This window comes from Paraburkholderia sp. GAS42, from assembly GCF_050436565.1.
In the GTDB taxonomy this organism is placed as follows: domain Bacteria; phylum Pseudomonadota; class Gammaproteobacteria; order Burkholderiales; family Burkholderiaceae; genus Paraburkholderia.
Genome location: NZ_JBNDML010000011.1, coordinates 50,223 through 75,064 on the forward strand (window position 1 = coordinate 50,223; position 24,842 = coordinate 75,064).

The following is a 24,842-nucleotide window of genomic DNA, read 5'->3' on the forward strand; positions in this document are numbered from 1 at the left end:
TTGGACGGAGGCGACCAGATAATTCACGAGGGAAGCGCCGCCGACGTCATGAATGATTAGCAATCCGTTATTGTTCGAATATTTCTGAAATGTAATTAGTATAACTATATAAAATGGAGATTATTGATGAAAAAAATAGCCATTTCTAGCGTCGCCTTGGGGATGCTGGTTGTTGCGTCTGCTGCTCAGGCGCAAAGTAGCATCACGCTTTACGGTGAACTCGATAACGCGATTGCTTACTACAACAATACCGGACATGCCTCCCTCGTCGAGCTGCAAGGTGCCGACCTGACGGCCAACCAGTGGGGCATGAAGGGGGTAGAAGATCTGGGTAATCGTTTTCAGGCAATTTTCAACCTCGAAAACGGGTTTAACATTAATTCGGGAAAACTGAGTCAAGGCGGCCGCCTGTTTGGCAAAAATGCATGGGTTGGGGTCAACAGCGATGTCTTCGGGAAAATCACCGTCGGTCGTCAGTTGGACACGACCGTCGATCTGGTTCAACCGCTGACCGCCGACGTTTACGGACCCGCGTTTACCACTCCCGGAGACGCCGACAACAATGACAATACATTTCGCCTGCAAAACGCCATCAAGTACACCAGTCCGACTTATGCTGGTCTACAGTTTGAACTGATGTACGCCCTGGGAGGCGTAGCGGGTAGTGCGTCATCACAGGAATCTTCCTCGGCTGCGCTTGCGTACACTCATGGCGCCTTCAGCGTGGCGGCTGGATTTGTCTTTGCCAGGAATGATGGCCCGGGCGGTGTCGGTACGGCCGACCAGACTCAGAACAGTTCGGTTACGCCGCTATATGGCGATGCCGCGTTTGTGGGTTCGCGCCTGATAACCCACGTCGCGGCCCAGTACGTCTGGAACAAACTGACTGCTAACGTGCGCTATAGCAATGCGCAATGGAAACCCTACGCCATCCACGCTGCGTTTAATCAGAAAGAAACCTTTAACACCGGTGCGGCCTCTCTCGATTATCAGGTGACACCAGCACTCGCGTTAAACATCGGCTACACCTACACGAAGTCAACCGGCGGTTCATCGGCAACCTACAACAACGTGGCCGCTGGAATGGAGTACAGCCTGTCCAGGCGCACTACGCTTTACGCAATCGGTGGCTACTCACACGCTCATGGAACCACCTTCAGCCAGGATGGCAGTCACATCGTATCGGCGGGTGGGACGGTGGGAGATCTGGAGTCGAGTTCGGGTACACCCAATCAGGTTGCGCTCATATTCGGGCTGACAACCAAGTTCTGATGATTCTGTGGAAAGAGGGCGCACCGCCTCAGTGATGAACACTCCTCGTCAAATTGGGGCCAATCCGATGGTTCGGCTTCGCGCATAAGTGACATGACAATAGGAGTTGGCCGGATTTAGTCGGACTCGCAGTTTTCTGGCTAACGTCCAGTCTGTAGATCGATCAGACAATTGGACGAACAGGCATGGAACACGGGACCGCCGGGCGCTGCGGTCCAACGCGCAGCTGGATTGGTCAGCGAAATGTTCCTTGCTAGCGTTGCAGGTTCCAGCGACGCTGTTACGGCCTGCCCATCAGTATCATTCTCGTCGAGCGTCGCCAGATACTCGCGCGCCGCACCGCACTGCTGGGCCCTTCGCCGGGACTCCAGTCGATTGTTTCAGTCCCGGCGATACCTTGGGTGCGATTGGCGTCGGCCTTGATGACACTGGCGTCGATCGCGAAGTCGCTGTGTGTCAGGAAGGTGGTTGTCAATTGAGTGGGAATGAGCGGACGTTTCCGGCGGACAGCGATGCCTGTCGGGTAACGCGATAAAACGAGGCCGCGGGCCCCGTTTTTATCGGGCGCGCGCGTGCAGTTGCGGCAAAGTGGGGAAAGAGGCCGCTCGGGCGGCGAACGCCCTGAGAACGCGTGCGGTGCAGGAGTGTTCAGCGCACTGATAGATGTGCCGTGGCGCTACCCGCCTGAGTGCATCGGCGTTTTGTCGTTTCCGGACGCTGCCGTTTGGGGCGTGCGCTTACCGGTACCGCTTAATCTGTCAGACGAATACCGAACAACGTTGCTTGCGACTGGCGAACGCGTTGCGCTTCGCGATGACGCGCTTCGTACGAGTAATCGGAATCCAGCGGAAGATGATGCGACGCGAAAAGGTCGCTAACCTTTTGAAAGAGTGCGAAAAGATAGCTCATGATGTTTCCCGGTTGAAGGCTGATTCGAGGGTTTTCCCTTGGATGCAATAATAGGGTTTTCCCTGATAAAAAGCGAGCGGAAAATAGTCTTCCCGGTGTGGCCGACCGCCGCATGCCTTAGCCACGCACTCGCGCGCGCAACGCCATTTCAGCAGTCCACCCGTTCACAGATACCGTTTGTGCTCGTCTTCGCCTTATCTATTCTTCGAGGCGAGCCGAAATGAGGCAGATCCGCGAGACGCCAGAGATAAGGCGCGGCCCGACGGTCGGCAATGCAAACAAGACCGAAGGAGCGGGCGGCTTCGACAATCGTCTCTACGGAACAGGCGCAGGAAGCAACAGGTAACCTGTCGCCGGATGCGCTGGCGCGTGAAGAGAATGTCGTCGTCGCTGCAATCTGGCCCGAATGGATTTGCCGCGAACCTATCTGGCAACGTCGAGATTTTTCGGCTTCTGAGGCAGCTTGAACTTGCCTCAAATACTGTATAAATGTACAGTACACGAGGGGTGGGATGGAGCGTGCAAGCGCCATTCCGGATGCAGAAAACAGTCGCTCGGAGCCGCGCAAGGAAGCTTTAGAGTCGTTGCAGTGAGGTATCCGACATTGGCATTCCAGACTTTTCGTACGGCACGGGGGCAACCGGAAATCGTATCAGGTCAGGTTGCGTTGCCAGGAATCGAACCGGTACCGAACTCCACAGATGCGTTATTTTTTGCTATTTACCCGGATTCCAAGACTGCTACACATATCGCGAGGATCGCCGAGGCGTTGCGTGGTAACTACAGGCTGCAAGGTAAACCGCTTTTGACCGGGCGGTTTCACGTAACGTTGTTCTCGCTTGGCGTTTATGCGAATGGCTTGCCGCCGGAACTCGTGGCGGCCGCGCTCCGAGTGGGCGAGGCCATTGCCGCGCCGACTTTTGATGTTGCGTTCGACATGGCAACGGATTTCGGCACCTCGCTGCCTCGTCGGCCCGTGGTCCTGACGGGCAGCGACGGGCCCGGCACATTGACCGCTTTTCGCGAGGTGCTCGGCGCGGGGCTGAACAGGGTAGGCTTGCTGAGCAGAGCGGGTGCCTCCTACCGGCCGCACGTAACACTGCTCTATGACAGTCATGCTGGCGGACGGCCGCGCCTCTGTAAAGTCGTGGAGCCCGTCAGATGGACCGGACGCGAATTTGTGCTGGTACACAGCCTGGTCGGGAAAAAGCGCCACGTGCCGATTGGACGATGGCAATTGCTGCCGGCGTCCGACGAAAGTGCGCCGGAACTGGATGGAGCGCCGTGCCACTAACGTGGCCAGAGCGGACGAATGGCGTTACTCGTTTTAGCTGAGCCGGGTCCCCCGCGCACACGACCTTTTAGGAACACCAGGATGCATCGACATTGCCTTGCCGCCATCGTGCTCCTGTTCACGAGCGCTTCCGCCGTCGCCGCCGACATCGACTGCAAGAACCCGATGAATCAGGCCAGCATGAATATGTGCGCCAGCCGCGACTTCAAGGCGTCCGATAAGAAACTCAACGAGACTTACAGAGCGTTGTCGACGAAAAGCAGCCGGGCCGGCCGCGACAAGCTGCAAAAGGCGCAACGGGCGTGGCTCGCGTGGCGGGATGCGCAATGCGAATTCAACACGCTGGGTAGCGTGGATGGAAGCGTTCATCCGATGGTTCATGCGGCCTGCCTCGACCAGCTCACGCAGGCCCAGACAAAGCTGCTCAGCGAGCAGTTGCACTGCCAGGAGGGAGACATGTCTTGCGGAAACCAGTAGCCATCGGCAATGGCGCACGCCAGTTTTGCACGACATGCCGCTCGGGGGCACCCGCGCATAGCACGCGCGCCCGCCGGATGGCCAATCCGTAACCGAGGAATTCATCGGATCGATGCCGGAACTTCCTTCCAGCACCCTGCTAGAATGCCTGAGCCTCAACGTGCTGGATTGCTGATGAGATTGCTTGATGCATTGGTCGAACAACGCATTGCCGCTGCGGCCGCGCGTGGTGAGTTCGACGATTTACAGGGTGCCGGCCTGCCGCTGGCGCTCGACGATGACGCTCTTGTCCCTGAAGAAGTACGCGTCGCGAACCGGATTCTGAAGAACGCGGGCTTCGTGCCGCCGGCGGTCGAACAGCTGCGGGCGCTGCGCGACCTGCAGAATGAACTGACAGCTGTCAGTGACAGCGCCAGGCGCTGCCGTCTTCAGGCAAAAATGCTCGCGCTCGATATGGCGCTCGAATCCCTGCGCGGCTGCCCGATGGTTGTGCCGCGAGAATATTGCCGGCGCATCGCCGAAAGGCTGTCGGAGCGCGCTCTGACCGACGGTGCCAGCGAGGTAGCCTCGTCGTGAGCGAGCCTGTCCCGGATCCCGCTTCAAATGAACGCGATCGCCATTTCATGTCCCTCGCTCAGGCCGCTGCCGAAGCGGCGCGAGCCGCAGGCGAGGTGCCCGTCGGTGCGGTTCTCGTCCGTGGCGACGAAGTCATCGCGACAGGCTTCAATCATCCAATCAGCGGGCACGATCCTTCGGCGCATGCCGAGATGGCCGCACTGCGCTCTGCGGCGCAGGCGCTCGAAAACTACCGGCTGCCCGGCTGCGAACTTTTTGTCACGCTCGAACCCTGTCTGATGTGTGCTGGCGCGATCATGCATGCGCGTATCGCGCGCGTCGTGTTCGGCGCACGCGATCCGAAAACAGGCGCGTGTGGCAGCGTTGTCGACGCGTTCGCGAATCCACAGTTGAATCACCACACGACGGTAACCGGCGGCGTGCTCGAAGACGAATGCGGCGCGGCGCTCAAAACCTTCTTCGCGGACCGGCGGCGCGCGAGTCGCGAAGCCCGTTCAGCCCGCGCAGAAGCGGCGGCTGTGGCCGGAACCACATCCACGCCGGCCGAACCGCGTTAATCTGGGCCGTCTCCACCAGACCGTTCACCTATTTCGACTATGACCGTGCATCGCACCATCGAACTGATCGCGCCCTCGGGCTATCCGCATGATCCGGTTGTCGTTCATCGCGCGCTTGGCCGGTTGCGCCAGCAAGGGCATCACGTGGTGGGTGTGCACGCGACCGAGCGGCGCTTTCAGCGCTTCGCCGGCACGGACGGTGAACGCGCAGCGGAACTCAACCGGCTCGCCGACAGGTCCCAGAAGCTGCCCGACATCGTGTTGACCGTGCGCGGCGGCTACGGTGCGGTGCGCATCCTGCACGGTCTCGATTACGAAGGTTTGCAGCGACGCCTGTCGGATCAGCCGGTGGCGCTCGTCGGTCATAGCGATTTCACGGCGGTCCAGATGGCGTTGCTGGCGCGTTCGGGTTTGACGACCTTCGGCGGCCCGATGCTGATGAGTGACTTCGGCGCGGAGAAAGTCAGTGACTTCACGATGCAGCACTTCTGGGACGCGCTGTCGAAACCGTCCTTTACAGTGACAAGTCGCGTCCCGCAGGCTCAGCCCGTCGACGTCAGCGGTACGCTGTGGGGCGGCAATCTGGCGGTGCTGGCTTCGCTGATCGGCACGCCGTATTTGCCGCCTGTCGAGAACGGCATTCTCTTCCTGGAAGACATCAACGAGCAGCCGTTCCGCGTTGAACGGCTGATCTATCAACTACACCTGTCGGGCATTCTCGCGCGCCAGCGGGCGCTCGTGCTCGGCGATTTCTCGGGCGGCAGATCGTTCGATTACGACAACGGCTACGACCTGGACGCGATGATCGAGCAGGTTCGCTCGGTGATCGGTATCCCGGTGATCACAGGCCTTCAGTTCGGACATGTCGAGGACATGTTGACGCTGCCGGTGGGCGCTGATGCGCGTCTCGAGGCAGACGGGCAGGGGTTCAGTCTGACGGTTTCCGGATACCCGCACCTCACCTGACGTTCAACCCGCCGGGAACAGGGGAGCGGGTTTTTGCCCGCTTTAATTTTTAGCGTAAAACGCAACTAACTGTCCTGTTTTAAGCCGTCTGGAACAACACATAGCACATCGCAGAAGGAAGAAGTTGTTGACAAAAAATGAGCCAACAAAGCCATCTGTGTCGTGGTTAAACCCTTCAGAAACCCGCTTCTTCCGCGCTTTGGCGCTTTCGACAGGGTCCTGCTTCATGCGTCGCACCCAGGGATTGTCACTAATTCGATCTAAAAATTGTTGACAATATTTATGTCCATCCTAAGATGACCAACATAGTGAGACACACATCATGTCCGAACACACATCCGCAGCGTCCACTGGCACCAAACCCGAAGCGATCGCCGAGCGCGTCCGCGCCGCGATCCTCGAGCACCGGCTTTCGCCAGGCGCCAAGCTGACCGAAGCGCAGCTCTGCGAGGTGTTCGGCGTGAAGCGCGGACCGATCCGTCAGGCGCTTGCGCTACTCGCGACCGACCGGCTTGTCGATCTCGAGCCGAATCGCGGTGCGTTCGTCGCGAGTCCGTCGCTGCAGGAAGTCCACGAGGTCTTCGAGATGCGTCGCATCATTGAACTTGCGGTCGTCGAAAAGATTTGCACCGGGCACGGAATGCGCCGGTTGAAAAGCATGAGCGGCATGATCGGCCGCGAGCGCAAGGCGTTCGAAACGCGTGATTTCCCCGCGTGGATCCGTCTGTCCGGCGAGTTCCATACCGAGCTTGCATCGCTGACGGGCAACACGGTGCTGTGTGACTGTCTGAACGGCCTCGTCGCGCGTTCGACACTGATTTCGGCACTGTACGAATCGCTGGGTCGAAGCCCCTGTTCGTTCGAAGATCACGAAGCGATTCTTGCCGCGCTCGGCGCGGGCAATGCTACGGAGGCCGCGGCCCTGATGTCGCGCCATCTGCAAAGCGTCGAACTGAAGATGCTCGACCGGCCGGCAAACGGCGCGGCCGATCTGCACGAGATATTTGGCTCGCGGGCTGGCAAGTCAGCGTAAGCCGGAAAGATGACACCGGGCGCGCCCGCCAGAGGCCGCGCCGCACTGAATGTGAAGTGAGTCGAGTAGATGCGCGCCATCGGTCCTGCGATGACGCGCAGTGCTCGCCACGCTCTCGAAACGTTTGGGCACGGGTCCGCGGCTCGTTCCGAACGATAAACACAAGTACGTAAGTACGGAGACACCGCGGACCGCATGCGAAGGCTGCTCACCGGAACGAAAACCGGCGCGCTTCGCAGACGGGTTTCAGTTCCCCTCATTCAGTGTTCGACGGTTTCATCTCAAGGAGGAGTCATGGCTCAGTTCAGCGCAGCACCGGGCAATCCCGCCATCCCTGCATTCGAAGACGACGCCGGTAGCGGCGACCCGTCCATGCCCGCGGGCTACAGCGAACGTCTGTACAACGAAGATCTTGCGCCGCTGCGTCATCAAACGTGGAGCGCGTACAACATCTTCGCGTTCTGGATGTCGGACGTGCATAGCGTTGGTGGTTATGTGTTCGCGGGCAGTCTGTTCGCGCTCGGCCTGACAAGCTGGCAGGTGCTGATTGCGCTGCTCGTCGGCATCGGATTCGTCAACGTGCTGTGCAACCTGATCGCGAAACCGAGCCAGCAGAATGGCGTGCCTTACCCGGTCGCGTGTCGCGCGACGTTCGGGGTACTCGGCGCGAATGTGCCAGCGGTGATTCGTGGACTGATCGCGGTCGCGTGGTATGGCATCCAGACTTATCTTGCGTCGAGCGCGCTCGTGATCGTCGTGCTCAAGTTCTTCCCGCAGATGTTGCCGTACGCGGACGTGCATCATCATGGCTTCATGGGCCTGTCGACCATCGGCTGGGCCGGCTTCATGCTCCTGTGGGTACTCCAGGCACTGGTGTTCTGGCACGGCATGGAAACGATCAAGAAGTTCATCGACTTCGCCGGCCCAGCCGTGTACGTCGTGATGTTCATTCTGGCCGGCTATATGGTGTGGCGCGCGGGTTGGCAAAACATCGGCATCAATCTAGGCGGCGTGAAGTATCACGGCATGGAAGTCGTGCCGGTGATGATTACCGCGATCTCGCTGGTGGTGTCGTACTTCTCCGGGCCGATGCTGAATTTCGGCGACTTCTCGCGCTACGGCAAGAGCTTTCGCAGCGTGAAGCGCGGCAATTTCTGGGGCTTGCCGGTCAACTTCCTCGCGTTCTCGCTGGTCACAGTGATCACGACTGCGGCGACGCTGCCAGTGTTCGGTGAGCTGATCACCGATCCGGTCGAAACGGTCGGTCGCATCGACTATCCGATGGCTGTCATCCTCGGTGCGCTGACCTTCACGATCGCGACGATCGGGATCAACATCGTGGCGAATTTTGTCTCGCCGGCGTTCGACTTCTCGAACGTGGCGCCGCGTCTTATCAGCTGGCGTGCAGGCGGGATGCTGGCGGCGGTGGCGTCGATTTTCATCACGCCGTGGAACCTGTTCAATAACCCTGCTGTAATCCACTACACGCTCGACGTACTGGGCAGCTTTATTGGACCGCTGTATGGTGTGCTGATCGTCGACTTCTACCTCGTGAAGCGTCAGAAGATCAAGTTGAACGATCTTTACACGATGTCGGAAAAGGGCGCGTACTGGTATCGCAACGGCGTGAACTACACGGCAGTTGCCGCGTTGCTGCCGGCGGCGGCGATTGCGGTTGCGTGCGTGCTCGTGCCGGGCATGAACGGTATGGCGAATTTCTCGTGGTTCATTGGCGCGCTGCTTGGCGCCGGGTTCTATCGCGCACTCGTGCGCAGTAAGTGACGCTGCAGCAAGGAGTCGATATGCGTATCAAGCTCATCAATCCCAACACGACGCAACGGATGACGGAGGCAATGGGCCGCTGCGCACGCGACGTCGTCGCGCCGGGCACGGAACTGGTTGCGGTCAGCCCGACGATGGGACCGCCGTCGATCGAGGGCTACTACGACGAAGCGCTTGCGACGCCTGGCCTGCTTGCCGAGATCGAGGCGGGCGAACGTGAGGGCTTCGACGGCTACGTGATCGCATGCTTCGGCGATCCCGGGTTATACGCGGCGCGCGAGCTGGCGCGCGGACCGGTGATCGGCATCGCCGAAGCTGCGATGCATGCGGCGAGCGTGCTGGCGCCGGGCTTCTCGGTTGTGACGACGTTGTCGCGCACCTGCGGCATGGCCTGGCATCTTGCCGAGCGCTACGGCATGAAGCGCTTCTGCCGCAACGTGCGCGCGACGGATGTCGCCGTGCTCGAACTCGATCGGCCCGGTTCGGCGGCGCGCCGCATCATTCTCGACGAATGCCGACGGGCGCTCGAAGAAGATGGCTCGGACGCGATCGTGCTCGGTTGTGCGGGCATGGCCGAACTGTGCGCGGAAATCGAGGACGCGCTGGGTGCGCCGGTCGTGGAAGGCGTTACTGCGGCGGTCAAATGGGTCGAGGTGCTGGTGTCGCTGCGTCTGCGTACGGCAAAGCGCGGCGACTACGCGCGCCCGCTGGCGAAGCGCTACGACGGCGAGTTCGCGCGGTTTAGCCCGACCGGTGAGGACGGTGCGGGCATTGCTGGTTACGGCGCCGCGAACATTGCCGGCGTAGGGGTAAACGTGGGCTCCATGAATGGCGAGGCGGCGCCCACGCCACAAGCGCACATACATTCCCTCTGACCCGCACTATCTGCCCGGATGTATGGGCGCATCCGGGTGTTTTCGCTACACTGACTTCGTCCTGGCGGCAGGACAGCAACGCGGTTTTAGCCGCTTTGCGCCCGCCGCCCCCGCGAATTCCCGTCGCAACGTCACTACCCAGTTTTCGTCAAACCATGCCACTCGATTCGAACTACCCGCGTGATCTGATCGGCTACGGCCGCCATCCGGTGCAGGCGAACTGGCCCGGGCGCGCCCGCGTCGCTGTGCAGTTCGTGCTCAATTACGAAGAGGGCGGCGAGAATTGCGTGCTGCATGGCGATCCGGGTTCGGAGCAGTTCCTGTCGGAAATCGTGGGCGCGGCTGCGTATCCGTCGCGTCACATGAGCATGGAGTCGATCTACGAGTACGGTTCGCGAGCGGGCGTGTGGCGCATCCTGCGTGAGTTCGAAAAACGTCAGTTGCCCCTGACGGTGTTTGGTGTCGGCATGGCGATCGAACGTCATCCGGACCTCGCGCGCGCGTTCGTCGAGCTTGGGCACGAGATTGCGTGTCACGGCTATCGCTGGATCCACTATCAGGACGTGCCGCCGGAGAAGGAAGCGGAGCACATGCGTCTTGGCATGGAAGCCATCGCGCGCGTCACCGGTGAGCGTGCGCTCGGCTGGTACACCGGTCGCGACAGCCCCAATACGCATCGACTGGTCGCTGAATACGGCGGCTTCCTGTACGACTCGGACTACTACGGCGATGACCTGCCGTTCTGGATGGACGTCGAGGTGACGGGCGGCGAAAAGGAACCGCAACTGATCGTTCCGTATACGCTCGATACCAACGACATGCGTTTTGCGAGCCCGCAGGGCTTCAACACAGCCGATCATTTTTTCACGTACCTGCGCGACGCATTCGACGTGCTCTACGAAGAAGGCGACGAAGCACCGAAGATGCTGTCGATCGGCATGCACTGCCGGCTGCTTGGCCGGCCGGGCCGCTTCCGTGCGCTCCAGCGTTTTCTCGATCATATCGAGCAGCACGATCGCGTCTGGGTGACGCGTCGCGTCGACATCGCGCGTCACTGGCACGAACACCATCCTTACCAGCAGAACAACCACGGGGAAGCGGCATGAAGGCCATGCAATACACCCTCGATCAACTCAATCACATTTCGACCGACGCCTTCGTTGCGGCGTTGTCGGGCATTTTTGAACACTCGCCATGGGTGGCCGAAGTGGCCGCTACACAGCGACCGTATGCCGACATCGATGCGTTGCATCACACGATGTCGAACGCGGTCGAAACCGCCGGCGAGGAGAAGCAGCTTGCGCTGATCAACGCCCACCCGGAGCTTGCGGGTAAAGCCGCTGTGCGCGGTGAGCTCACAGCGGAATCGACGCGCGAGCAGAGCGGCGCCGGCCTCGCGCAATGTACGCAGGAAGAATTCGACAAGCTGTTGCGCCTGAACCTGGCCTATCGCGAGAAGTTCGGCTTTCCGTTCATTCTCGCGGTGCGCGGCTACGACCGTCACGGCATCATTGCGAACTTCGAGGCGCGCGTGAACAACAGCCGCCCGGACGAACTGCGCGCAAGCCTCGACCAGATCTATCGCATCGCCCGCTTCAGACTCGACGACCTGATCGACGCGTAAGTGCATCACGTCGCTCGCGCCGAAGCGCGTCTGTACCAGCAGGCACTAACAGAAACCAAGGAAGACTACGATGGCACTCCCGATTCTCGATCCTAACGCTCCCGATTTCACGCGTCGCTATGTGAACCTGGCGGATCCGCGTCTGGGCGCACAGGCGCTCGAAACCAGCGACGATTTCTTCGCGCCGAAGGAGCGCATGCTAAATCCGGAGCCGGCTGTCTTCATTCCGGGCAAGTACGACGATCACGGCAAGTGGATGGATGGCTGGGAAACGCGTCGCAAGCGTGTCAGCGGCTACGACTGGTGCATTGTGAAACTCGCGCGCCCAGGCGTGATCAAGGGCCTCGACATCGACACGAGCCATTTCACCGGCAACTTCCCGCCGGCGGCATCGGTTGAAGCAGCGCGCGTGGTGGACGGCACGCCGAACCAGTCCACGCAATGGACCGAAATCGTTCCGTCGATGACGCTGCAGGGCAACAGCCATCATTACGTCGATGTCGCCGATGCGAATGCGTTTACGCATCTGCGCATCAACATCTATCCGGACGGCGGCGTCGCGCGTCTGCGTGTGTACGGCCAGCCGCAGGTCGACTGGGCGGGCGCGAGCCGCACGGAGCAGTTCGATCTGGCCGCGATGGAAAACGGCGCGTACCTCGTTGCCGCGAACAACCAGCATTTCGGCGCGGCGTCGACGATCCTGATGCCGGGCCGCGGTGTGAATATGGGCGACGGCTGGGAAACGCGTCGACGTCGCGAGCCGGGTAACGACTGGGCGATCGTCGCGCTCGCACAACCCGGCGTGATAAAAAAAATCGAGGTCGACACGGCGCACTTCAAGGGCAACTATCCGGATCGCTGCTCGATCCAGGCTGCGTACGTGACGGGCGGCACGGACAGTTCGCTGGTGACGCAGGCGATGTTCTGGCCGGTCCTGCTCGGCGAACAGAAGCTGCAGATGGACAAGCAGCATTACTTCGAAAGCGAAGTCACTGCGCTCGGCCCGGTTACGCACGTGCGTTTTAACATCATTCCGGACGGCGGCGTATCGCGTCTGCGTCTGTGGGGCACGCTCGCATCATGAAAACGCTCACCATCGAACCGCTGACGCGCGAAGCGTTCGCCCCGTTCGGCGACGTGATCGAACTCGAGGGCGCGAAGCAGATCCCGATCAACCTCGGCACGACGATCCGCTTTCACGATCTCGCGAAAGTGGACGTGACGGACGAGGGCGGTCGCACGCTCGTCAATCTGTTTCGAGGACAGCCGCGCGCGCTGCCGTTCGAAGTGAAGATGCTCGAGCGGCATCCGCTCGGCAGCCAGGCGTTCGTGCCGTTGAACGACAAGCCGTATCTGGTCGTCGTCGCGCCGGCGGGCGAACTGGATCCTTCGGAGATCCGCGCTTTCGTCACGAGCGGCTGGCAAGGCGTGAACTACGCGAAGGGCGTCTGGCATCATCCGCTGATCGCGCTTGGCGACGTGAGCGATTTTATCGTCGTCGATCGTGGCGGCGATGGGCTCAACCTCAACGAGCAGGACCTGGCCGAGTCGCTCTGGCTGATCGAAGATGCATTGAGCGCGGTTTCGGTTTGACTGCCTGAACAGCTCGACGCTGCAAAAAGAAAAACCCACGGCATAGTTCGTGGGTTTTTTGTTTGCTGAGTCAGCCGGGGCCTGAATTCCGCCACGTTTCCCAAGCAGCGAGCGGCCGATGATTTCCCGCGAAGGTTCGGCTGGCTGAACATCGAGTCTTATTGCGCGGGCTCGTTCGATGCACGCTGCTCGGCGAGGATGTCCTCAAGCGTGCGCCCGTGCCCGTGAGCAACGACTTTCAGGTCATAGCCGGCTGCCTCCAGCAAGCGGATATAAGGCACAAAATCACCTATCAATCCGTAGCCTGTGGGCTGCATCAATGGCCAACAGTGCCAAAAATGTAGCCCAGGGGACACAAAAATAAGTGTTCGTGCCCCGGGGCATAAATGAAAACGGGCCTTCGCTCGCGCGAAGGCCCGTCCTGATGTCGAACATCGGGAACACTAAAAGCCGAGATCCGTCAGCCCTCCGTCATCGCCCATTACTTCACCGCACCGCCCTGAAACCAGGCGGCGATTTTCTGCCGCTCGTCGTCGGTCATATGCGTGACGTTGCCAAGCGGCATCGCCTTCAGCGTCACCGCCTGCTGATAAATGCGCTGCGCGTTCTGCGAGATTTCGTCCGGCGTATCGAACAGCACGCCAGCCGGCGCGCTGCCCATCATCGTCGGATGTGCCGAGTGGCACGCGACGCATCGTTGCTGCAACACCGGCTGGATATCCGCGACCTTGACGACCGGCGCGTTTGCGGCCTGCGCCTGCGCGACCACTGGCTTCGGCATCGTCCAGACGAGCGCGACGAACATCAGCGCAATGCCGACCAGCGGCAGATACCACAGCACCTGGCCGCGATGACGCATCACGAAGAACTGACGGATCAGCGCACCGGCCAGCATGATCACGACGAGCACGGCCCAGTTGTACGGATGCGTGTATGTCATCGCGTAGTGGTTCGACAGCATCGCGAACACGACGGGCAGCGTCACATAGGTGTTGTGCACCGAGCGCTGCTTGCCGCGTTTGCCGTAGATCGGGTTCGGCACTTCGCCCTTGAGCATCGCGTCGACCATCTTGCGTTGCCCTGGAATAATGACAAAGAACACGTTCGCCGACATGATCGTTGCGAGCATCGCGCCCATGATCAGATAAGCCGCGCGGCCTGCGAAGATGTGGCAGGCAAGCCAGGCGGCGATCAGCACGTAAATGCCGACGCAGATGCCGAGCACGCTGTCCTTGTTGCCCAGCAGACGGCACAGCGAGTCATAGACAATCCAGCCCGCCGCGAGAAAACCGAGCGCCGAAAAGATCGCGACGACCGGTCCCATATCGAGCACGTTTTTGTCGATGAGGTACGTGTTCGGCGCGAACAGGTACAGCACGGTGAAAAGACCAAAGCCCGAGAGCCACGTCGTGTACGACGGCCACTTCGACCAGTGCAGGTCTTCAGGCATCTCCGGCGGAGCGACCGTGTACTTCTGCATGTTGTAGAAGCCCCCGCCATGCACGTGCCACAGTTCACCGAACACGCCGCGACGACGCTGGTTCGGATCAGTCGGCGGTTTCAGACTGTTGTCGAGCGCGACGAAGTAAAACGATTCGCCAATCCAGGCGATCGCAGCGATAACGTGAAACCAGCGAATCGCGAGATTCAGCCAGTCGGTAATAAAGCCTTCCATGAAACGCCTCCACTTCTCATTCGTTGGCGCGTAGCGCCTTGCTGTTCGATTCGACGGCGTTTTGCAGGTGCGTCTCCAGGCATCTGCAAAACGGCGGTAACGCGGCTCGTTGCTGGCTGGTTCAGTTGATTCGCGGCGCGGTGCGGGGATGTGCGGCGTTCACCGTTGCCGCCAGTTCGGATCCGCTTACCGCCTGTGTGCCCACGCGTCGATGCAACCTTGTTCACCTTAGCTGCCGCGATACGTACTCCATGACCACGGCGACACCAGCAGCGGCACATGCCAGTGCGCGCCGGCATCGGCAACGCCAAAACGCAGCACGACGCGATCGACGAAACGCGGTTCGGGCGCTTTCGTGCCGATCGAGGCGAAGTAATCGCCGGCATGGAACACGAGTTCGTATTCGCCGGTGACGAGTGCCTCGCCTTCGAGCAGCGGCGTGTCGCAACGGCCGTCGTGATTGGTGGTGGTAGTTTTGATCGCGCGGCGGGTGTCGCCGGAGAGCGCGAAGAGTTCGACCTTGATGCCGGCGCCGGGACGGCCGTTCGCGGTGTCGAGCACGTGGGTAGTGAGCTTGCCCATTCGCAGTTTTCCTTGTGTAAATTGCGAGTTTCAGCGGCGGCCCGATCCAGAATACGTTGCGGCGGATCGAGGCTCCACGTCAGTGGCTACATACCCGTCGGCGAATTGAAGCGAGCGCCGTGGCAGCCATTGTAAAAAGGATGTCGCATTCGCGCGTGCCCGATAGGAAAGATAATACCTGGCGCATGAACATACGCCGTCCGAGCTTGCTGGATACGGGTTTCCCCTCACACGCCGAGACCTGAACCGATCCTGCCGGCACCAAAATTGACCGATATATTGAGTTTGTGAAGACAAGTATGGCGACTGGGCGAATTGCCAGCGCAATTTTGGCCGTTGAAGGTTACGCCATGCGCAGCGTGCTGTGCATCCCGAAGACGGCGCAGTACGCTGGGTAACCGGGCCAACGACGTTCGAAGAGGACGCGGCGGCGCGGAAAGCGTGCTGGCCGCATCGCGTTCGAACGGTTTTAACCTCGCGGGAATCGGGAGACACGAATGACGATGCAACAACCGAATGGGCAGCGCGGCCGGACGATGCTGGTGAAGCACGCCGACGTGCTGGTCACGATGGATGGCGCCAGGCGCGAACTACGCGACGGCGGCCTCTATATCGAAGACAACCGGATCGTCGCGGTAGGGCCGACGGACGATCTGCCGGACACCGCGGACGAAGTGTTCGACATGCGCGGGCATCTGGTGATCCCGGGGCTCATCAACACGCATCACCACATGTATCAAAGCCTGACGCGGGCCATTCCGGCCGCGCAGGACGCCGAGCTGTTCGGCTGGCTGACGAATCTGTACAAGGTATGGGCGAATCTGACGCCCGGGATGATCGAGGTGTCGACGCTGACAGCCATGGCCGAGCTGCTGCTCTCGGGTTGCACGACCTCGAGCGATCATCTGTATATCTACCCGAACGGCAGCCGGCTCGACGACAGCATCGTGGCGGCGCAGCGGATCGGCATGCGTTTTCATGCGAGCCGCGGCAGCATGAGCGTCGGACAGAAGGATGGCGGATTGCCGCCGGATTCGGTGGTCGAGAAGGAAGCGGACATCCTGAAGGATACGCAGCGCCTCATCGAGACGTATCACGACGATGGACGTTACGCGATGTTGCGAATGGTCGTCGCACCGTGTTCGCCGTTCTCCGTGAGCCGCGACTTGATGCGCGAGTCCGCGACGCTCGCGCGGCAGTATGGTGTTTCGTTGCACACGCATCTGGCCGAGAATGTCAATGACATCGCCTACAGTCGCGAGAAGTTCGGTATGACGCCGGCGGAGTACGCGGAAGACCTCGGTTGGGTCGGGCATGACGTGTGGCACGCGCATTGTGTGCAGCTCGACGACGCGGGCATCGCACTGTTTGCGCGAACCGGAACGGGCGTCGCGCATTGTCCGTGTTCGAACATGCGCCTGGCGTCAGGCATCGCGCCGGTGAAGAAGATGCGGCTTGCGGGTGTGCCGGTCGGGCTGGGCGTCGATGGATCCGCGTCGAACGATGGCGCGCAGATGGTCGCTGAGGTGCGTCAGGCGTTGCTGCTTCAGCGCGTCGGTTTTGGTCCCGATGCGATGACCGCGCGCGAAGCGCTTGAAATCGCGACGCTCGGTGGCGCGAAGGTGTTGAATCGGGATGACATCGGCTCGCTGGCGCCAGGCATGGCCGCAGACTTTGTGGCGTTCGACCTGCGCCAGCCATTGTTTGCTGGTGCGTTGCATGATCCGGTTGCCGCGCTGGTGTTCTGCGCGCCTTCGCAGGTTGCGTATAGCGTGATTGGCGGGAAAGTGGTGGTGAAGGACGGCGTATTGACGACAGTCGAACTCGGAACGGTGATCGAGCAGCACAACCGTCTGGCTAAAGCGCTGTACGAAGCGGCGGCCTGATCGACGCTTTCGCGGAAGACTTTCGCATCGGGCGCTTACTGTTCACCGCGCGCCGATGCGAAACATGAGTCAGACGCTTAAGGCTTTTCGATCAACGTGCGGGTCGCTTCGGCGACGAGGCTCCGGAGCCAGCGTACTTCGTCGGAGTAATGGCAGCGTTCGTGCCACAGCTGGTAGTACTGCATCGGCGGAAAATCGAGCGGCGCGGGTACGACGGTCAGCGGCAGGAATTTCGCATAGTGATCGGCAAAGAGCCGCGTCGTCGTGAAGATCAGGTCGGACTTGATGAGCACATACGGCGCGAGATTGAAGTAGGGCAACGTCACGACGACATGGCGCTTCAACCGTTCGCGTGCAAGGTGGACGTCGATCGCACCGCGCTGGCCAACCGAATACGGCGTGGGCGCGAGATGCGGGGCGTTCAGATACTGGTCGAGCGTCAACCCGCCGCGTTTGGCGAACGGATGCGTGTTGCTCATCAGGCATACGATCTGGTCGACGAACAGGTTCGACAGATGCAGCTGTTCAGGCGGTTCCGGCCAGTTACCGACGACGATATCGAGCTTGCCGTCTTCGAGCGCGAGTTCGTAGTCGAACGCCGGGCCGAGCGAGTGAAACTCGAGCGTTGCGTTCGGCGCGGCCTGACGGAAGCGTTCGACGACCGTCGGCACGAACAGCACGTTGAGATAGTCCGGGCAACCGATGCGGTAGCAACGAATGGACGTGGCAGGATCGAAGTTGTGCTGCTGGAACTTGATTCGCTCGATTTCGCGCAGTGCGTTCTGCACGGGTTCGAGCAGACGCAGCCCATACTCGGTCGGCACCATGCCGGACTTGCCGCGCACCAGCAGCGGGTCGCCGGTGATGTCGCGCAGGCGCCGCAGGGCCGCGCTGATCGCAGGCTGTGACTGGTTGAGCTTGACCGCGGCGCGGGTCACGCTGCGTTCCATCAACAGCGTGTGCAAGACGCGTAGTAAGTAAGTATCGATCGCCTCGCGTTGCTGACTCATGACTTCTCCGGGGTTATATGTTCTGGCTGATCGAGTGGGCTTGGGGGTATATGCGTTTTAATATGGACAGAAAGAACCGTCAAGGGTGGCTTACCCGCAACACCTTGATACGGCGCGGGTTTGCGGGAATTTTGATGGCTCGACGGGTTGTGTCGAATTAGGTATTGTCACCCGGCTGCAACGCCGTCCAGAAAGCCTTTCGTGGGTCTGGCGGATTCGTGGCAGCTGGCAGTCACTGCGTACTACGGAATCACATGGTCGACATTTCTTCCTCTGGCGGCGACGCCGCCGCACGGCCCGCAGGCACGCCGGCAGCCACGGCTGCGGCCGCGCCGCGTCTCGCGTTGTCGGGCATCAGCAAACAATATCCGGCCGTGCGCGCGAACGACGACGTCACGCTCATCGTCGAGCCCGGCGAAATCCACGCGGTGCTCGGCGAAAACGGCGCGGGCAAGAGCACGTTGATGAAGATCATCTACGGCTCGGTGCGTCCCGACGCGGGCGAGATCCGCTGGGAAGGGCAGGCGGTTGAGATCGCGAGCCCGGCGGCCGCGCGCAAGCTCGGCATCGGCATGGTGTTCCAGCACTTCTCGCTGTTCGAGACGCTGACCGCCGGCGAGAACATCGCGCTTGCGCTCGATGAGCCGTTCGACCTGAAGACGCTCTCGAAACGCATCCGCGAAGTGTCGGCGGATTACGGCCTCGATATCGATCCGCAGCGTCATGTGCACAGCCTGACGGTGGGCGAGCGGCAACGCGTCGAGATCGTGCGCTGCCTTCTGCAGAATCCGCGTCTGCTGATCATGGACGAGCCGACGTCCGTCCTGACGCCGCAAGCCGTCCGCAAGCTCTTCGCGACGCTGAAGCGCCTCGCGTCCGAAGGCTGCAGCATTCTCTACATCAGCCACAAGCTCGACGAAATCCAGGAACTCTGCGACACCGCAACGGTAATGCGCGGCGGCCGCGTAACCGGCCACGTGAAGCCGCGTGAGGAAACGCACGCGTCGCTGGCGCAGCTGATGGTCGGGCATTCGCTGCCTGACTACGAGCGCCGCGCGCATACACCGGGCGACGTGCTGCTCGAGGTGAAGCACCTGTCGGTGGCAAGCGAGGATCCGTTCGGCACGTCGCTCGACGATGTGTCGTTCGCGGTTCACGCGGGCGAAGTGTTCGGTATTGCCGGCGTGTCGGGTAACGGGCAGGCGGAACTGCTCGCGGCGTTGTCCGGTGAGCAACGTGGCACGCGTGCCGATGCGGTCACGATCTGCGGCAAGGCGGCGGGCAAGCTTGGCGCGGGCGGCCGTCGTTCACTCGGCTTTGCGTTCGTGCCGGAGGAGCGACTCGGTCGCGGCGCGGTACCGGCGATGTCGCTGGCCGATAACGCGCTCCTGACCGCGCATCGTCAGAAGATGGTGACTTCCGGCTGGATCAACACGAAAGCAATGCGCGCGTTTGCGGACCGCTGCATCGCTTCGTTCGACGTGCGCTGCGGCGGTGCGGATGCGCTCGCGCAGAGCCTGTCGGGCGGCAATCTGCAGAAGTACATCGTCGGCCGGGAGATTCTGCAGGCGCCGAAGGTACTGGTGGTTGCGCAGCCGACATGGGGTGTCGATGTCGGCGCCGCCGCGTTCATCCGGCAGCAGCTTCTGGATCTGTCGGCGAGCGGCGTCGCGATCCTGGTGATCTCCGAAGAACTCGAAGAGCTGTTCGATATCTGCGATCGCATCGCGGTGCTCGCGCGCGGCCGCCTGTCGCCTGTGCGTGCAACCGGCGATACCAACGCGGAAGAAATCGGGCGCTGGATGGCAGGTCTCTTCGGCGAGCGCAACAGCGGCGCCGAAGGCACGCCGCCGTCGTCCGGACAGCCGGCGCACGCCTGAGCGCGTGCACCGGCAGCCCGGACCATACGCGATACGCGCTCGAACACATAACAACACGCTAACCACGGCTACCCATGATTTTTCCGTACCGACTCGAAGCGCGCACGACACCCTCCCGCACGATGCGGATTGCGGTCCCGCTCATCGCCGCGCTCCTGACGCTGGCGATCGGCTTCCTGATTTTCAGTCTCGTCGGGCGTGATCCGCTGCAGGCAATGCATGCGTTTTTCATCGAACCGCTGTCGAGCGTCAATGGCTGGTCAGAACTGCTGCTGAAAGCGTCGCCGTTGTGCCTGATCGGTCTTGGTCTCGCGGTCGGCTATCGCGCGAATGTGTGGAACATTGGCGCTGAAGGGCAGATGATCCTCGGCGGCATTGGCGCGAGCGGCGTGGCGATCTGGTTCGACCAGTCGACCGGGTGGTGGATCCTGTTCCTGATGATGATCGCCGGCATGCTGGCCGGCATGGCGTGGGCCGCGATTCCCGCGCTGCTCAAAAGCCGCTTCAACACGAACGAAATCCTGACGAGCCTGATGTTCACCTACGTCGCGACGCAGCTTTTGATCTGGCTCGTGAGTGGCCCGTGGCGCGATCCGCAGGGCATGAACTTCCCGCTGTCGGAAATGTTCAGCGGCGACGCACTCTATCCGACCTTCGCCGGCGACTGGCACTGGAAATTCCTGCGCGGCACGCGTCTGAACGCGTCGATCATTGTCACGCTGATCGCGATCCCGGTCGTGTGGGTGTTTATGCGCAAGAGCTTCGCGGGCTACCGGATGAACGTCGGCGGTCTTGCGCCGCTCGCCGCGCGCTACGCCGGCTTCTCCGACAAGAAGACGATCTGGACGTCGCTCCTGATCAGCGGCGCGCTCGCGGGCCTCGCCGGCATGGGCGAGATCGCCGGTCCGATCGGCCAGTTGCAGGCGACGTGGTCGCCCGGCTACGGCTTCACCGCGATCATCGTCGTGTTCGTTGGGCGGTTGCATCCGGTCGGCATCGTGCTGGCGAGTCTGCTGATGGCGCTCCTGTATCTCGGCGGCGAAGCCGTGCAGACTTCGATGCAGTTGCCGCAGGCGCTCTCCGGCGTGTTTCAGGGGCTGCTGCTGTTCTGCCTGCTGGGCGCCGACCTGTTCGTGAACTACCGCGTGCGCCGCCACACCGTGGCCGCATCGACCCACTGATTTCCCGACGATCTCCATGGACATTCAACAAGCCAGCGCGCTCACCTCGAGCGCCGTCGCCGCCGCCATTCCGCTGATGTTCGCGGGCGCGGGCGAACTCGTCACCGAGAAGTCGGGCGTACTCAACCTGGGCGTCGAAGGGATGATGCTGATGGGCGCCGTCAGCGGCTACGCGGTCACCGCGATTACCGGCAGCCCGTGGCTCGGCGTCGTCGCCGCAATCGCCGCGGGTCTCGCGATGGCGCTGCTATTCGCGTTTCTGACGTTGACGATGCTCGCCAACCAGGTCGCCACCGGGCTCTCGCTGACCATCTTCGGCATCGGCCTGTCGGCCTATGTCGGCAAGCCCTACACGTCGGCGGCCGTGCGCGCGACGATCGAAACGTGGACGATTCCGGGGCTCTCGAAGATTCCCGTGATAGGGCCAGCGTTTTTCAGCCTCACGCCGCTCGATTACCTCGCATTCGCGATGTTCGTCGTGATCGGCTGGTTCCTGTACCGCACGCGCGCCGGGCTCGTGCTGCGCTCGGTCGGCGAATCGCCGGCGGTCGCGCACTCGGTCGGCTTTCCGGTGATTGGCGTGCGTTACGGCGCGACGCTCTTCGGCGGCGGCATGGCAGGCCTCGCGGGCGGCTACTACTCGATCGTGAATCTGCATCTGTGGCAGGAACAGTTGACATCCGGCCGCGGCTGGATCGCGCTCGCGCTCGTCGTGTTCGCGACATGGCGGCCGGGGCGCCTCCTGATTGGCGCGCTGCTGTTCGGCGCGGTCACGGGCCTGCAGTTCTACGCGCAGGCGATCGGCGTGCCAATCCCGACGCAGTTCCTCGCGATGACGCCGTATATCGCGACCGTCGTCGTGCTGGTGCTGATCTCGCGCAACCCGAATACGATCCGCCTGAACGCGCCGGCGTCGCTCGGCAAACCTTTCTTTGCCGCGGGCTGACAACGCGATGCGCCCTTGACGCGTCACATAAACGCTTTGAACATTCGAATTACACGACAGGAGAAACCACGATGAGAAGAAAAATGCTGACCGCGCTCGCGCTGGCAGCCGCCACGCTGAGCCTCGGGGCGACGCTGACGGAAACCGCACGCGCTGCCGATGCCCCGGGCGTCGCGTTCGTCTACCTCGGCAACCCGGGCGACGCCGGCTGGACCTTCGCGCACGATCAGGGCTCGAAGGAAGCCGAGGCGAAGTTCGGTAGCAAGGTCAAGATCACGCGCGTGGAAAACGTACCCGAATCGGCTGACTCGGAACGCGTGTTCCGCGATCTGGCGAACAAGGGCAACAAGATCATCATCGGTTCGAGCTTCGGCTTCCAGGACTTTGAACTGAAGGTCGCGAAGGACTTCCCGGATACGGTGTTCCTGCACGCGACCGGCTACAAGAAGGCTCCGAACTTCGGCACGTATGACGTGCGGATGTACCAGGGCGCGTATCTGGCGGGCGTTGCCGCGGGCTACGTGACGAAGACCAACACGCTCGGCTTCGTGGCATCGGTACCGATTCCGGAAGTGGTGCGCAACATCAACGCCTACACGCTCGGCGCACGCTCGGTGAATCCGAAGATTCACACGAAGGTCATCTGGATCAACAGCTGGTTCGATCCGGGCAAGGAAAAGCAGGCGGCTGAAACGCTGATCGGGCAGGGCGCCGATGTGCTGCTGCAGAACACCGATTCGAGCGCGACGCTCGCAACGGCTTCGGAAAAGCACGTGCACGCGTTCGGCTGGGATTCGGACATGAAGAAGTTCGGTCCTGAAGCTCACCTGGGTTCGGTGGTCGCGCATTGGGGCGTGTACTACAACGCGGCGATCCAGCAGGTGCTGGACGGCAAGTGGAAGAACGACCCGGTGTGGTGGGGCATTCCGCAGAAGGCCGTCAACCTGGAAGACCTGAACACGGGCGCGATTCCGGCCAATGCGCAGAAGGATGTCGATGCGAAGCGCACCGAGCTCGCAGGCGGCAAGTGGGACGTATTCACCGGCCCGATCAAGGATCAGGCGGGCAGCGTGAAGGTTCCGGCTGGCAAGACGCTGACCGATCCGGAACTGCAACGGATCAACTGGTACGTGGAAGGCGTGGACGGCTCGCTGCCGAAGTAACGCGTCACAGCGTCCTGCGATCTTCGCGGGACGCCAATGTTCGACCAGGCGGCGGCCTTTTGAGGTCGCTGCTTTCAGGGGCTGTGTTCTGAATGGGCACAGCCCTTTTTGTTGCGCGCGGCGTGCGCAATCGCAATCGCGCGGGCCGACGCGAACCTGGATGGGATGCGCTAATCGTCGATCCGCAGGCCGACCTTGAGCGTTACCTGCCAGTGGACGACTTTGTCGTCCTCGATCTGTCCGCGTGTCTCAGTGACCTGGAACCAGTGCAGGTTGCGCAGCGTCTTCCCTGCTTTTTCGATCGCAATGCGCACGGCGTCATCGCTCGATTGCGTCGATGATCCCGTCAGCTCGATCTGCTTGTAGACGTGGTCTTTCATGAGCCCTCCTTGGGTTGAAGAAAGTATAGGCAATGGTGCGGCCATCGGCGGACCGCGAGCACGCTGGCGTTCAGTCCGCACATAGCGTGCCCGGCCCGGCGCTCCGCGTTCCACGCCGCGCGCCGGGCGGTATCATCGCCCTGACTTCAAAACCCGACTCATAAGGAACGACACCGTGGAAATCGGATTCTGTGGCCCCGGCCTGATGGGCGCGCCGATGATCAGGCATTTACTGCGCGCCGGACATACGGTGCATGTCTGGAACCGCACGCGCGCGAAGTCAGAGGCATTGCAGGCGGACGGCGCACAGGTCGTCGATACGCCACGTGAGCTGGTCGGGCACGCCGAAGCTATCGTGCTGTGCGTCGCCGACGCGGCGGCGGTCGAAGCGGTCGTGTTCGGCGACCACGGCGTGCTGGGTCCGGCTGCACACGCAGGAGCGCGCGGCAAGCTGCGCTGGATCGTCGATCACTCGAGCATTCCACCGGGCGTGACGCGGCGGCTCGCAGAGCGCGCTGCAGCGGCTGGCGTGGGCTGGGTCGACGCACCCGTCTCCGGTGGCACAGTGGGCGCCGTAGCGGGCACGCTGGCCGTGATGGCGGGCGGAGAAGCCGCCGACGTCGAAGCCGTCACGCCGCTGGTCAAGGCATACGCCGCGCGCGTGACGCATATGGGCGCGGCAGGCGCGGGCCAGACGACCAAGCTGTGCAACCAGGCGATCGTCACGTCGACCGTCGCTGCGATTGCCGAAGCTGTGACGCTCGCTGAGCGCAGCGGCATCGACGCGGCGCGTCTCACTGAAGCGCTCGCGGGCGGCTGGGCCGACTCCGTGCTGCTGCAAACCTTCGTGCCACGTATGACGCAGCCTGGCTTCGCTCCGCTGGGCGCGCTGAAGACGTTCCAGAAGGACGTCGATACCGTCGCGGCGACGGCTGTCGAAACAGGCACGCCGATGCCTGTGTCCGGCACCGTCCAGCAACTGCTGCGGCTCGCCGTTGCTGGAGGTCTTGCCGATGCCGATTTCACGGCATTTATCGACGTATTGCAGCCAGACCGCCGTCGCGCGTCAGGCGGGAGCGACGGAACAAACCGGGCCGGATCGTAACCGGGCCGGAAGACGTGCCCCGCAGGTAATTTCCACGATAACCTGCTAAAATATTGGGTTTTTCGCCGATATATCA

The 24,842-nt window shown here is 61.7% G+C and carries 25 protein-coding genes and 1 pseudogene; 20 read left to right on the forward strand and 6 right to left on the reverse strand.

The window, feature by feature from the left end; genetic code table 11:
- The first annotated feature begins 126 nt into the window (after positions 1–126).
- Entirely contained in the window at positions 127–1,272 is a 1,146-nt protein-coding gene (locus P3T16_RS17585) for a porin (protein ID WP_429343232.1), read from the forward strand.
- A gap of 750 nt (positions 1,273–2,022) precedes the next feature.
- Here P3T16_RS17585 and P3T16_RS17590 read toward each other — a convergent pair.
- Positions 2,023–2,181, reverse strand: a complete 159-nt coding sequence (locus P3T16_RS17590) for a hypothetical protein (RefSeq protein ID WP_429259457.1) — start codon at positions 2,179–2,181, stop codon at positions 2,023–2,025.
- 272 nt (positions 2,182–2,453) lie between these two features.
- Between P3T16_RS17590 and P3T16_RS17595 the strand changes: the two genes are divergently transcribed.
- From P3T16_RS17595 to P3T16_RS17655, 13 genes are all read left to right on the forward strand, one after another.
- Positions 2,454–2,648 carry a hypothetical protein gene (locus P3T16_RS17595; RefSeq protein ID WP_429343233.1) on the forward strand — a complete coding sequence of 65 codons (195 nt, stop codon included), beginning with the start codon at positions 2,454–2,456 and terminating at the stop codon, positions 2,646–2,648.
- Between the two features lie 137 nt (positions 2,649–2,785).
- Positions 2,786–3,475, forward strand: coding sequence for a 2'-5' RNA ligase family protein (locus P3T16_RS17600; RefSeq protein WP_429343234.1), 690 nt, complete (start codon positions 2,786–2,788; stop codon positions 3,473–3,475).
- A 108-nt stretch (positions 3,476–3,583) separates the two neighbouring features.
- Positions 3,584–3,952 carry a lysozyme inhibitor LprI family protein gene (locus P3T16_RS17605; RefSeq protein WP_429343235.1) on the forward strand — a complete coding sequence of 123 codons (369 nt, stop codon included), beginning with the start codon at positions 3,584–3,586 and terminating at the stop codon, positions 3,950–3,952.
- 174 nt (positions 3,953–4,126) lie between these two features.
- Positions 4,127–4,528 carry a DnaJ family domain-containing protein gene (locus tag P3T16_RS17610; RefSeq protein ID WP_429343356.1) on the forward strand — a complete coding sequence of 134 codons (402 nt, stop codon included), beginning with the start codon at positions 4,127–4,129 and terminating at the stop codon, positions 4,526–4,528.
- Entirely contained in the window at positions 4,525–5,085 is a 561-nt protein-coding gene (gene tadA, locus P3T16_RS17615) for a tRNA adenosine(34) deaminase TadA (protein ID WP_429343236.1), read from the forward strand. The genes P3T16_RS17610 and tadA overlap by 4 nt, the downstream gene beginning before the upstream one ends.
- 39 nt (positions 5,086–5,124) lie before the next feature.
- Entirely contained in the window at positions 5,125–6,051 is a 927-nt protein-coding gene (ldcA, locus tag P3T16_RS17620) for a muramoyltetrapeptide carboxypeptidase (RefSeq protein WP_429343237.1), read from the forward strand.
- Between the two features lie 322 nt (positions 6,052–6,373).
- Positions 6,374–7,084 (forward strand): GntR family transcriptional regulator, encoded by a 711-nt coding sequence (locus P3T16_RS17625; protein WP_429259450.1) that lies wholly within the window; start codon positions 6,374–6,376, stop codon positions 7,082–7,084.
- Between the two features lie 294 nt (positions 7,085–7,378).
- Entirely contained in the window at positions 7,379–8,866 is a 1,488-nt protein-coding gene (locus P3T16_RS17630) for an NCS1 family nucleobase:cation symporter-1 (RefSeq protein ID WP_429343238.1), read from the forward strand.
- 20 nt (positions 8,867–8,886) lie between these two features.
- The gene (locus P3T16_RS17635; protein WP_429343239.1) at positions 8,887–9,741 is read left to right on the forward strand and encodes an aspartate/glutamate racemase family protein; all 855 of its coding nucleotides are present in this window, start codon (positions 8,887–8,889) and stop codon (positions 9,739–9,741) included.
- Positions 9,742–9,896: 155 nt separating this feature from the next.
- Positions 9,897–10,847, forward strand: coding sequence for an allantoinase PuuE (gene puuE, locus P3T16_RS17640; protein WP_429343240.1), 951 nt, complete (start codon positions 9,897–9,899; stop codon positions 10,845–10,847).
- Positions 10,844–11,365, forward strand: coding sequence for a 2-oxo-4-hydroxy-4-carboxy-5-ureidoimidazoline decarboxylase (uraD, locus tag P3T16_RS17645; protein WP_429343241.1), 522 nt, complete (start codon positions 10,844–10,846; stop codon positions 11,363–11,365). The genes puuE and uraD overlap by 4 nt, the downstream gene beginning before the upstream one ends.
- A gap of 70 nt (positions 11,366–11,435) precedes the next feature.
- Positions 11,436–12,449: an allantoicase gene (gene alc / locus P3T16_RS17650; RefSeq protein WP_429343242.1), complete on the forward strand. Its 1,014-nt coding sequence runs from the start codon at positions 11,436–11,438 to the stop codon at positions 12,447–12,449.
- Complete coding sequence (locus P3T16_RS17655; protein ID WP_429259444.1) at positions 12,446–12,958, forward strand: ureidoglycolate lyase; 513 nt, start codon at positions 12,446–12,448, stop codon at positions 12,956–12,958. Before alc ends, P3T16_RS17655 begins: the two co-directional genes overlap by 4 nt.
- A gap of 158 nt (positions 12,959–13,116) precedes the next feature.
- Here the strand turns inward: P3T16_RS17655 and P3T16_RS17660 are convergent.
- From P3T16_RS17660 to uraH, 3 genes and pseudogenes are all read right to left on the reverse strand, one after another.
- Positions 13,117–13,230 (reverse strand): annotated as a pseudogene (locus tag P3T16_RS17660) (transcriptional regulator); the annotation flags it as partial.
- A gap of 209 nt (positions 13,231–13,439) precedes the next feature.
- Positions 13,440–14,633: a urate hydroxylase PuuD gene (locus tag P3T16_RS17665; RefSeq protein WP_429259443.1), complete on the reverse strand. Its 1,194-nt coding sequence runs from the start codon at positions 14,631–14,633 to the stop codon at positions 13,440–13,442.
- A gap of 228 nt (positions 14,634–14,861) precedes the next feature.
- Complete coding sequence (gene uraH / locus P3T16_RS17670; RefSeq protein WP_429343243.1) at positions 14,862–15,215, reverse strand: hydroxyisourate hydrolase; 354 nt, start codon at positions 15,213–15,215, stop codon at positions 14,862–14,864.
- Between the two features lie 497 nt (positions 15,216–15,712).
- On the opposite strand from uraH, the gene P3T16_RS17675 reads away from it, so the two are divergent.
- Positions 15,713–17,101 carry an 8-oxoguanine deaminase gene (locus tag P3T16_RS17675; RefSeq protein WP_429343244.1) on the forward strand — a complete coding sequence of 463 codons (1,389 nt, stop codon included), beginning with the start codon at positions 15,713–15,715 and terminating at the stop codon, positions 17,099–17,101.
- 77 nt (positions 17,102–17,178) lie between these two features.
- On the opposite strand, the gene P3T16_RS17680 is transcribed toward P3T16_RS17675, so the two are convergent.
- Complete coding sequence (locus tag P3T16_RS17680; protein WP_429259440.1) at positions 17,179–18,111, reverse strand: LysR substrate-binding domain-containing protein; 933 nt, start codon at positions 18,109–18,111, stop codon at positions 17,179–17,181.
- A 254-nt stretch (positions 18,112–18,365) separates the two neighbouring features.
- On the opposite strand from P3T16_RS17680, the gene P3T16_RS17685 reads away from it, so the two are divergent.
- The 4 genes from P3T16_RS17685 (at position 18,366) to P3T16_RS17700 (ending at position 23,281) form a co-directional block, all read left to right on the forward strand.
- Positions 18,366–19,991 (forward strand): ABC transporter ATP-binding protein, encoded by a 1,626-nt coding sequence (locus tag P3T16_RS17685; protein WP_429343245.1) that lies wholly within the window; start codon positions 18,366–18,368, stop codon positions 19,989–19,991.
- Between the two features lie 74 nt (positions 19,992–20,065).
- Complete coding sequence (locus tag P3T16_RS17690) at positions 20,066–21,172, forward strand: ABC transporter permease (protein ID WP_429259438.1); 1,107 nt, start codon at positions 20,066–20,068, stop codon at positions 21,170–21,172.
- 16 nt (positions 21,173–21,188) lie between these two features.
- Positions 21,189–22,118, forward strand: coding sequence for an ABC transporter permease (locus P3T16_RS17695; protein WP_429259437.1), 930 nt, complete (start codon positions 21,189–21,191; stop codon positions 22,116–22,118).
- 71 nt (positions 22,119–22,189) lie between these two features.
- Positions 22,190–23,281 (forward strand): BMP family ABC transporter substrate-binding protein, encoded by a 1,092-nt coding sequence (locus tag P3T16_RS17700; protein WP_429343246.1) that lies wholly within the window; start codon positions 22,190–22,192, stop codon positions 23,279–23,281.
- 170 nt (positions 23,282–23,451) lie between these two features.
- On the opposite strand, the gene P3T16_RS17705 is transcribed toward P3T16_RS17700, so the two are convergent.
- Positions 23,452–23,661: a dodecin gene (locus P3T16_RS17705; protein WP_429259435.1), complete on the reverse strand. Its 210-nt coding sequence runs from the start codon at positions 23,659–23,661 to the stop codon at positions 23,452–23,454.
- Positions 23,662–23,836: 175 nt separating this feature from the next.
- Here P3T16_RS17705 and P3T16_RS17710 point away from each other — a divergent pair, with 175 nt between their 5' ends.
- Entirely contained in the window at positions 23,837–24,766 is a 930-nt protein-coding gene (locus P3T16_RS17710) for an NAD(P)-dependent oxidoreductase (protein WP_429343247.1), read from the forward strand.
- Positions 24,767–24,842: the final 76 nt, after the last annotated feature.

Coding starts and splice junctions, on each gene's coding strand:
- P3T16_RS17695 (WP_429259437.1), top strand. CDS start 21,189: ATGGACATTCAACAAGCCAGCGCGCTCACCTCGAGCGCCGTCGCCGCC.
- uraH (WP_429343243.1), bottom strand. CDS start 15,215: ATGGGCAAGCTCACTACCCACGTGCTCGACACCGCGAACGGCCGTCCC.
- P3T16_RS17675 (WP_429343244.1), top strand. CDS start 15,713: ATGACGATGCAACAACCGAATGGGCAGCGCGGCCGGACGATGCTGGTG.
- puuE (WP_429343240.1), top strand. CDS start 9,897: ATGCCACTCGATTCGAACTACCCGCGTGATCTGATCGGCTACGGCCGC.
- P3T16_RS17665 (WP_429259443.1), bottom strand. CDS start 14,633: ATGGAAGGCTTTATTACCGACTGGCTGAATCTCGCGATTCGCTGGTTT.
- P3T16_RS17655 (WP_429259444.1), top strand. CDS start 12,446: ATGAAAACGCTCACCATCGAACCGCTGACGCGCGAAGCGTTCGCCCCG.
- P3T16_RS17625 (WP_429259450.1), top strand. CDS start 6,374: ATGTCCGAACACACATCCGCAGCGTCCACTGGCACCAAACCCGAAGCG.
- alc (WP_429343242.1), top strand. CDS start 11,436: ATGGCACTCCCGATTCTCGATCCTAACGCTCCCGATTTCACGCGTCGC.
- P3T16_RS17585 (WP_429343232.1), top strand. CDS start 127: ATGAAAAAAATAGCCATTTCTAGCGTCGCCTTGGGGATGCTGGTTGTT.
- P3T16_RS17680 (WP_429259440.1), bottom strand. CDS start 18,111: ATGAGTCAGCAACGCGAGGCGATCGATACTTACTTACTACGCGTCTTG.
- ldcA (WP_429343237.1), top strand. CDS start 5,125: ATGACCGTGCATCGCACCATCGAACTGATCGCGCCCTCGGGCTATCCG.
- P3T16_RS17595 (WP_429343233.1), top strand. CDS start 2,454: ATGCAAACAAGACCGAAGGAGCGGGCGGCTTCGACAATCGTCTCTACG.
- P3T16_RS17690 (WP_429259438.1), top strand. CDS start 20,066: ATGATTTTTCCGTACCGACTCGAAGCGCGCACGACACCCTCCCGCACG.
- P3T16_RS17705 (WP_429259435.1), bottom strand. CDS start 23,661: ATGAAAGACCACGTCTACAAGCAGATCGAGCTGACGGGATCATCGACG.
- P3T16_RS17635 (WP_429343239.1), top strand. CDS start 8,887: ATGCGTATCAAGCTCATCAATCCCAACACGACGCAACGGATGACGGAG.
- P3T16_RS17685 (WP_429343245.1), top strand. CDS start 18,366: ATGGTCGACATTTCTTCCTCTGGCGGCGACGCCGCCGCACGGCCCGCA.
- P3T16_RS17700 (WP_429343246.1), top strand. CDS start 22,190: ATGAGAAGAAAAATGCTGACCGCGCTCGCGCTGGCAGCCGCCACGCTG.
- P3T16_RS17630 (WP_429343238.1), top strand. CDS start 7,379: ATGGCTCAGTTCAGCGCAGCACCGGGCAATCCCGCCATCCCTGCATTC.
- uraD (WP_429343241.1), top strand. CDS start 10,844: ATGAAGGCCATGCAATACACCCTCGATCAACTCAATCACATTTCGACC.
- P3T16_RS17590 (WP_429259457.1), bottom strand. CDS start 2,181: ATGAGCTATCTTTTCGCACTCTTTCAAAAGGTTAGCGACCTTTTCGCG.
- P3T16_RS17610 (WP_429343356.1), top strand. CDS start 4,127: ATGAGATTGCTTGATGCATTGGTCGAACAACGCATTGCCGCTGCGGCC.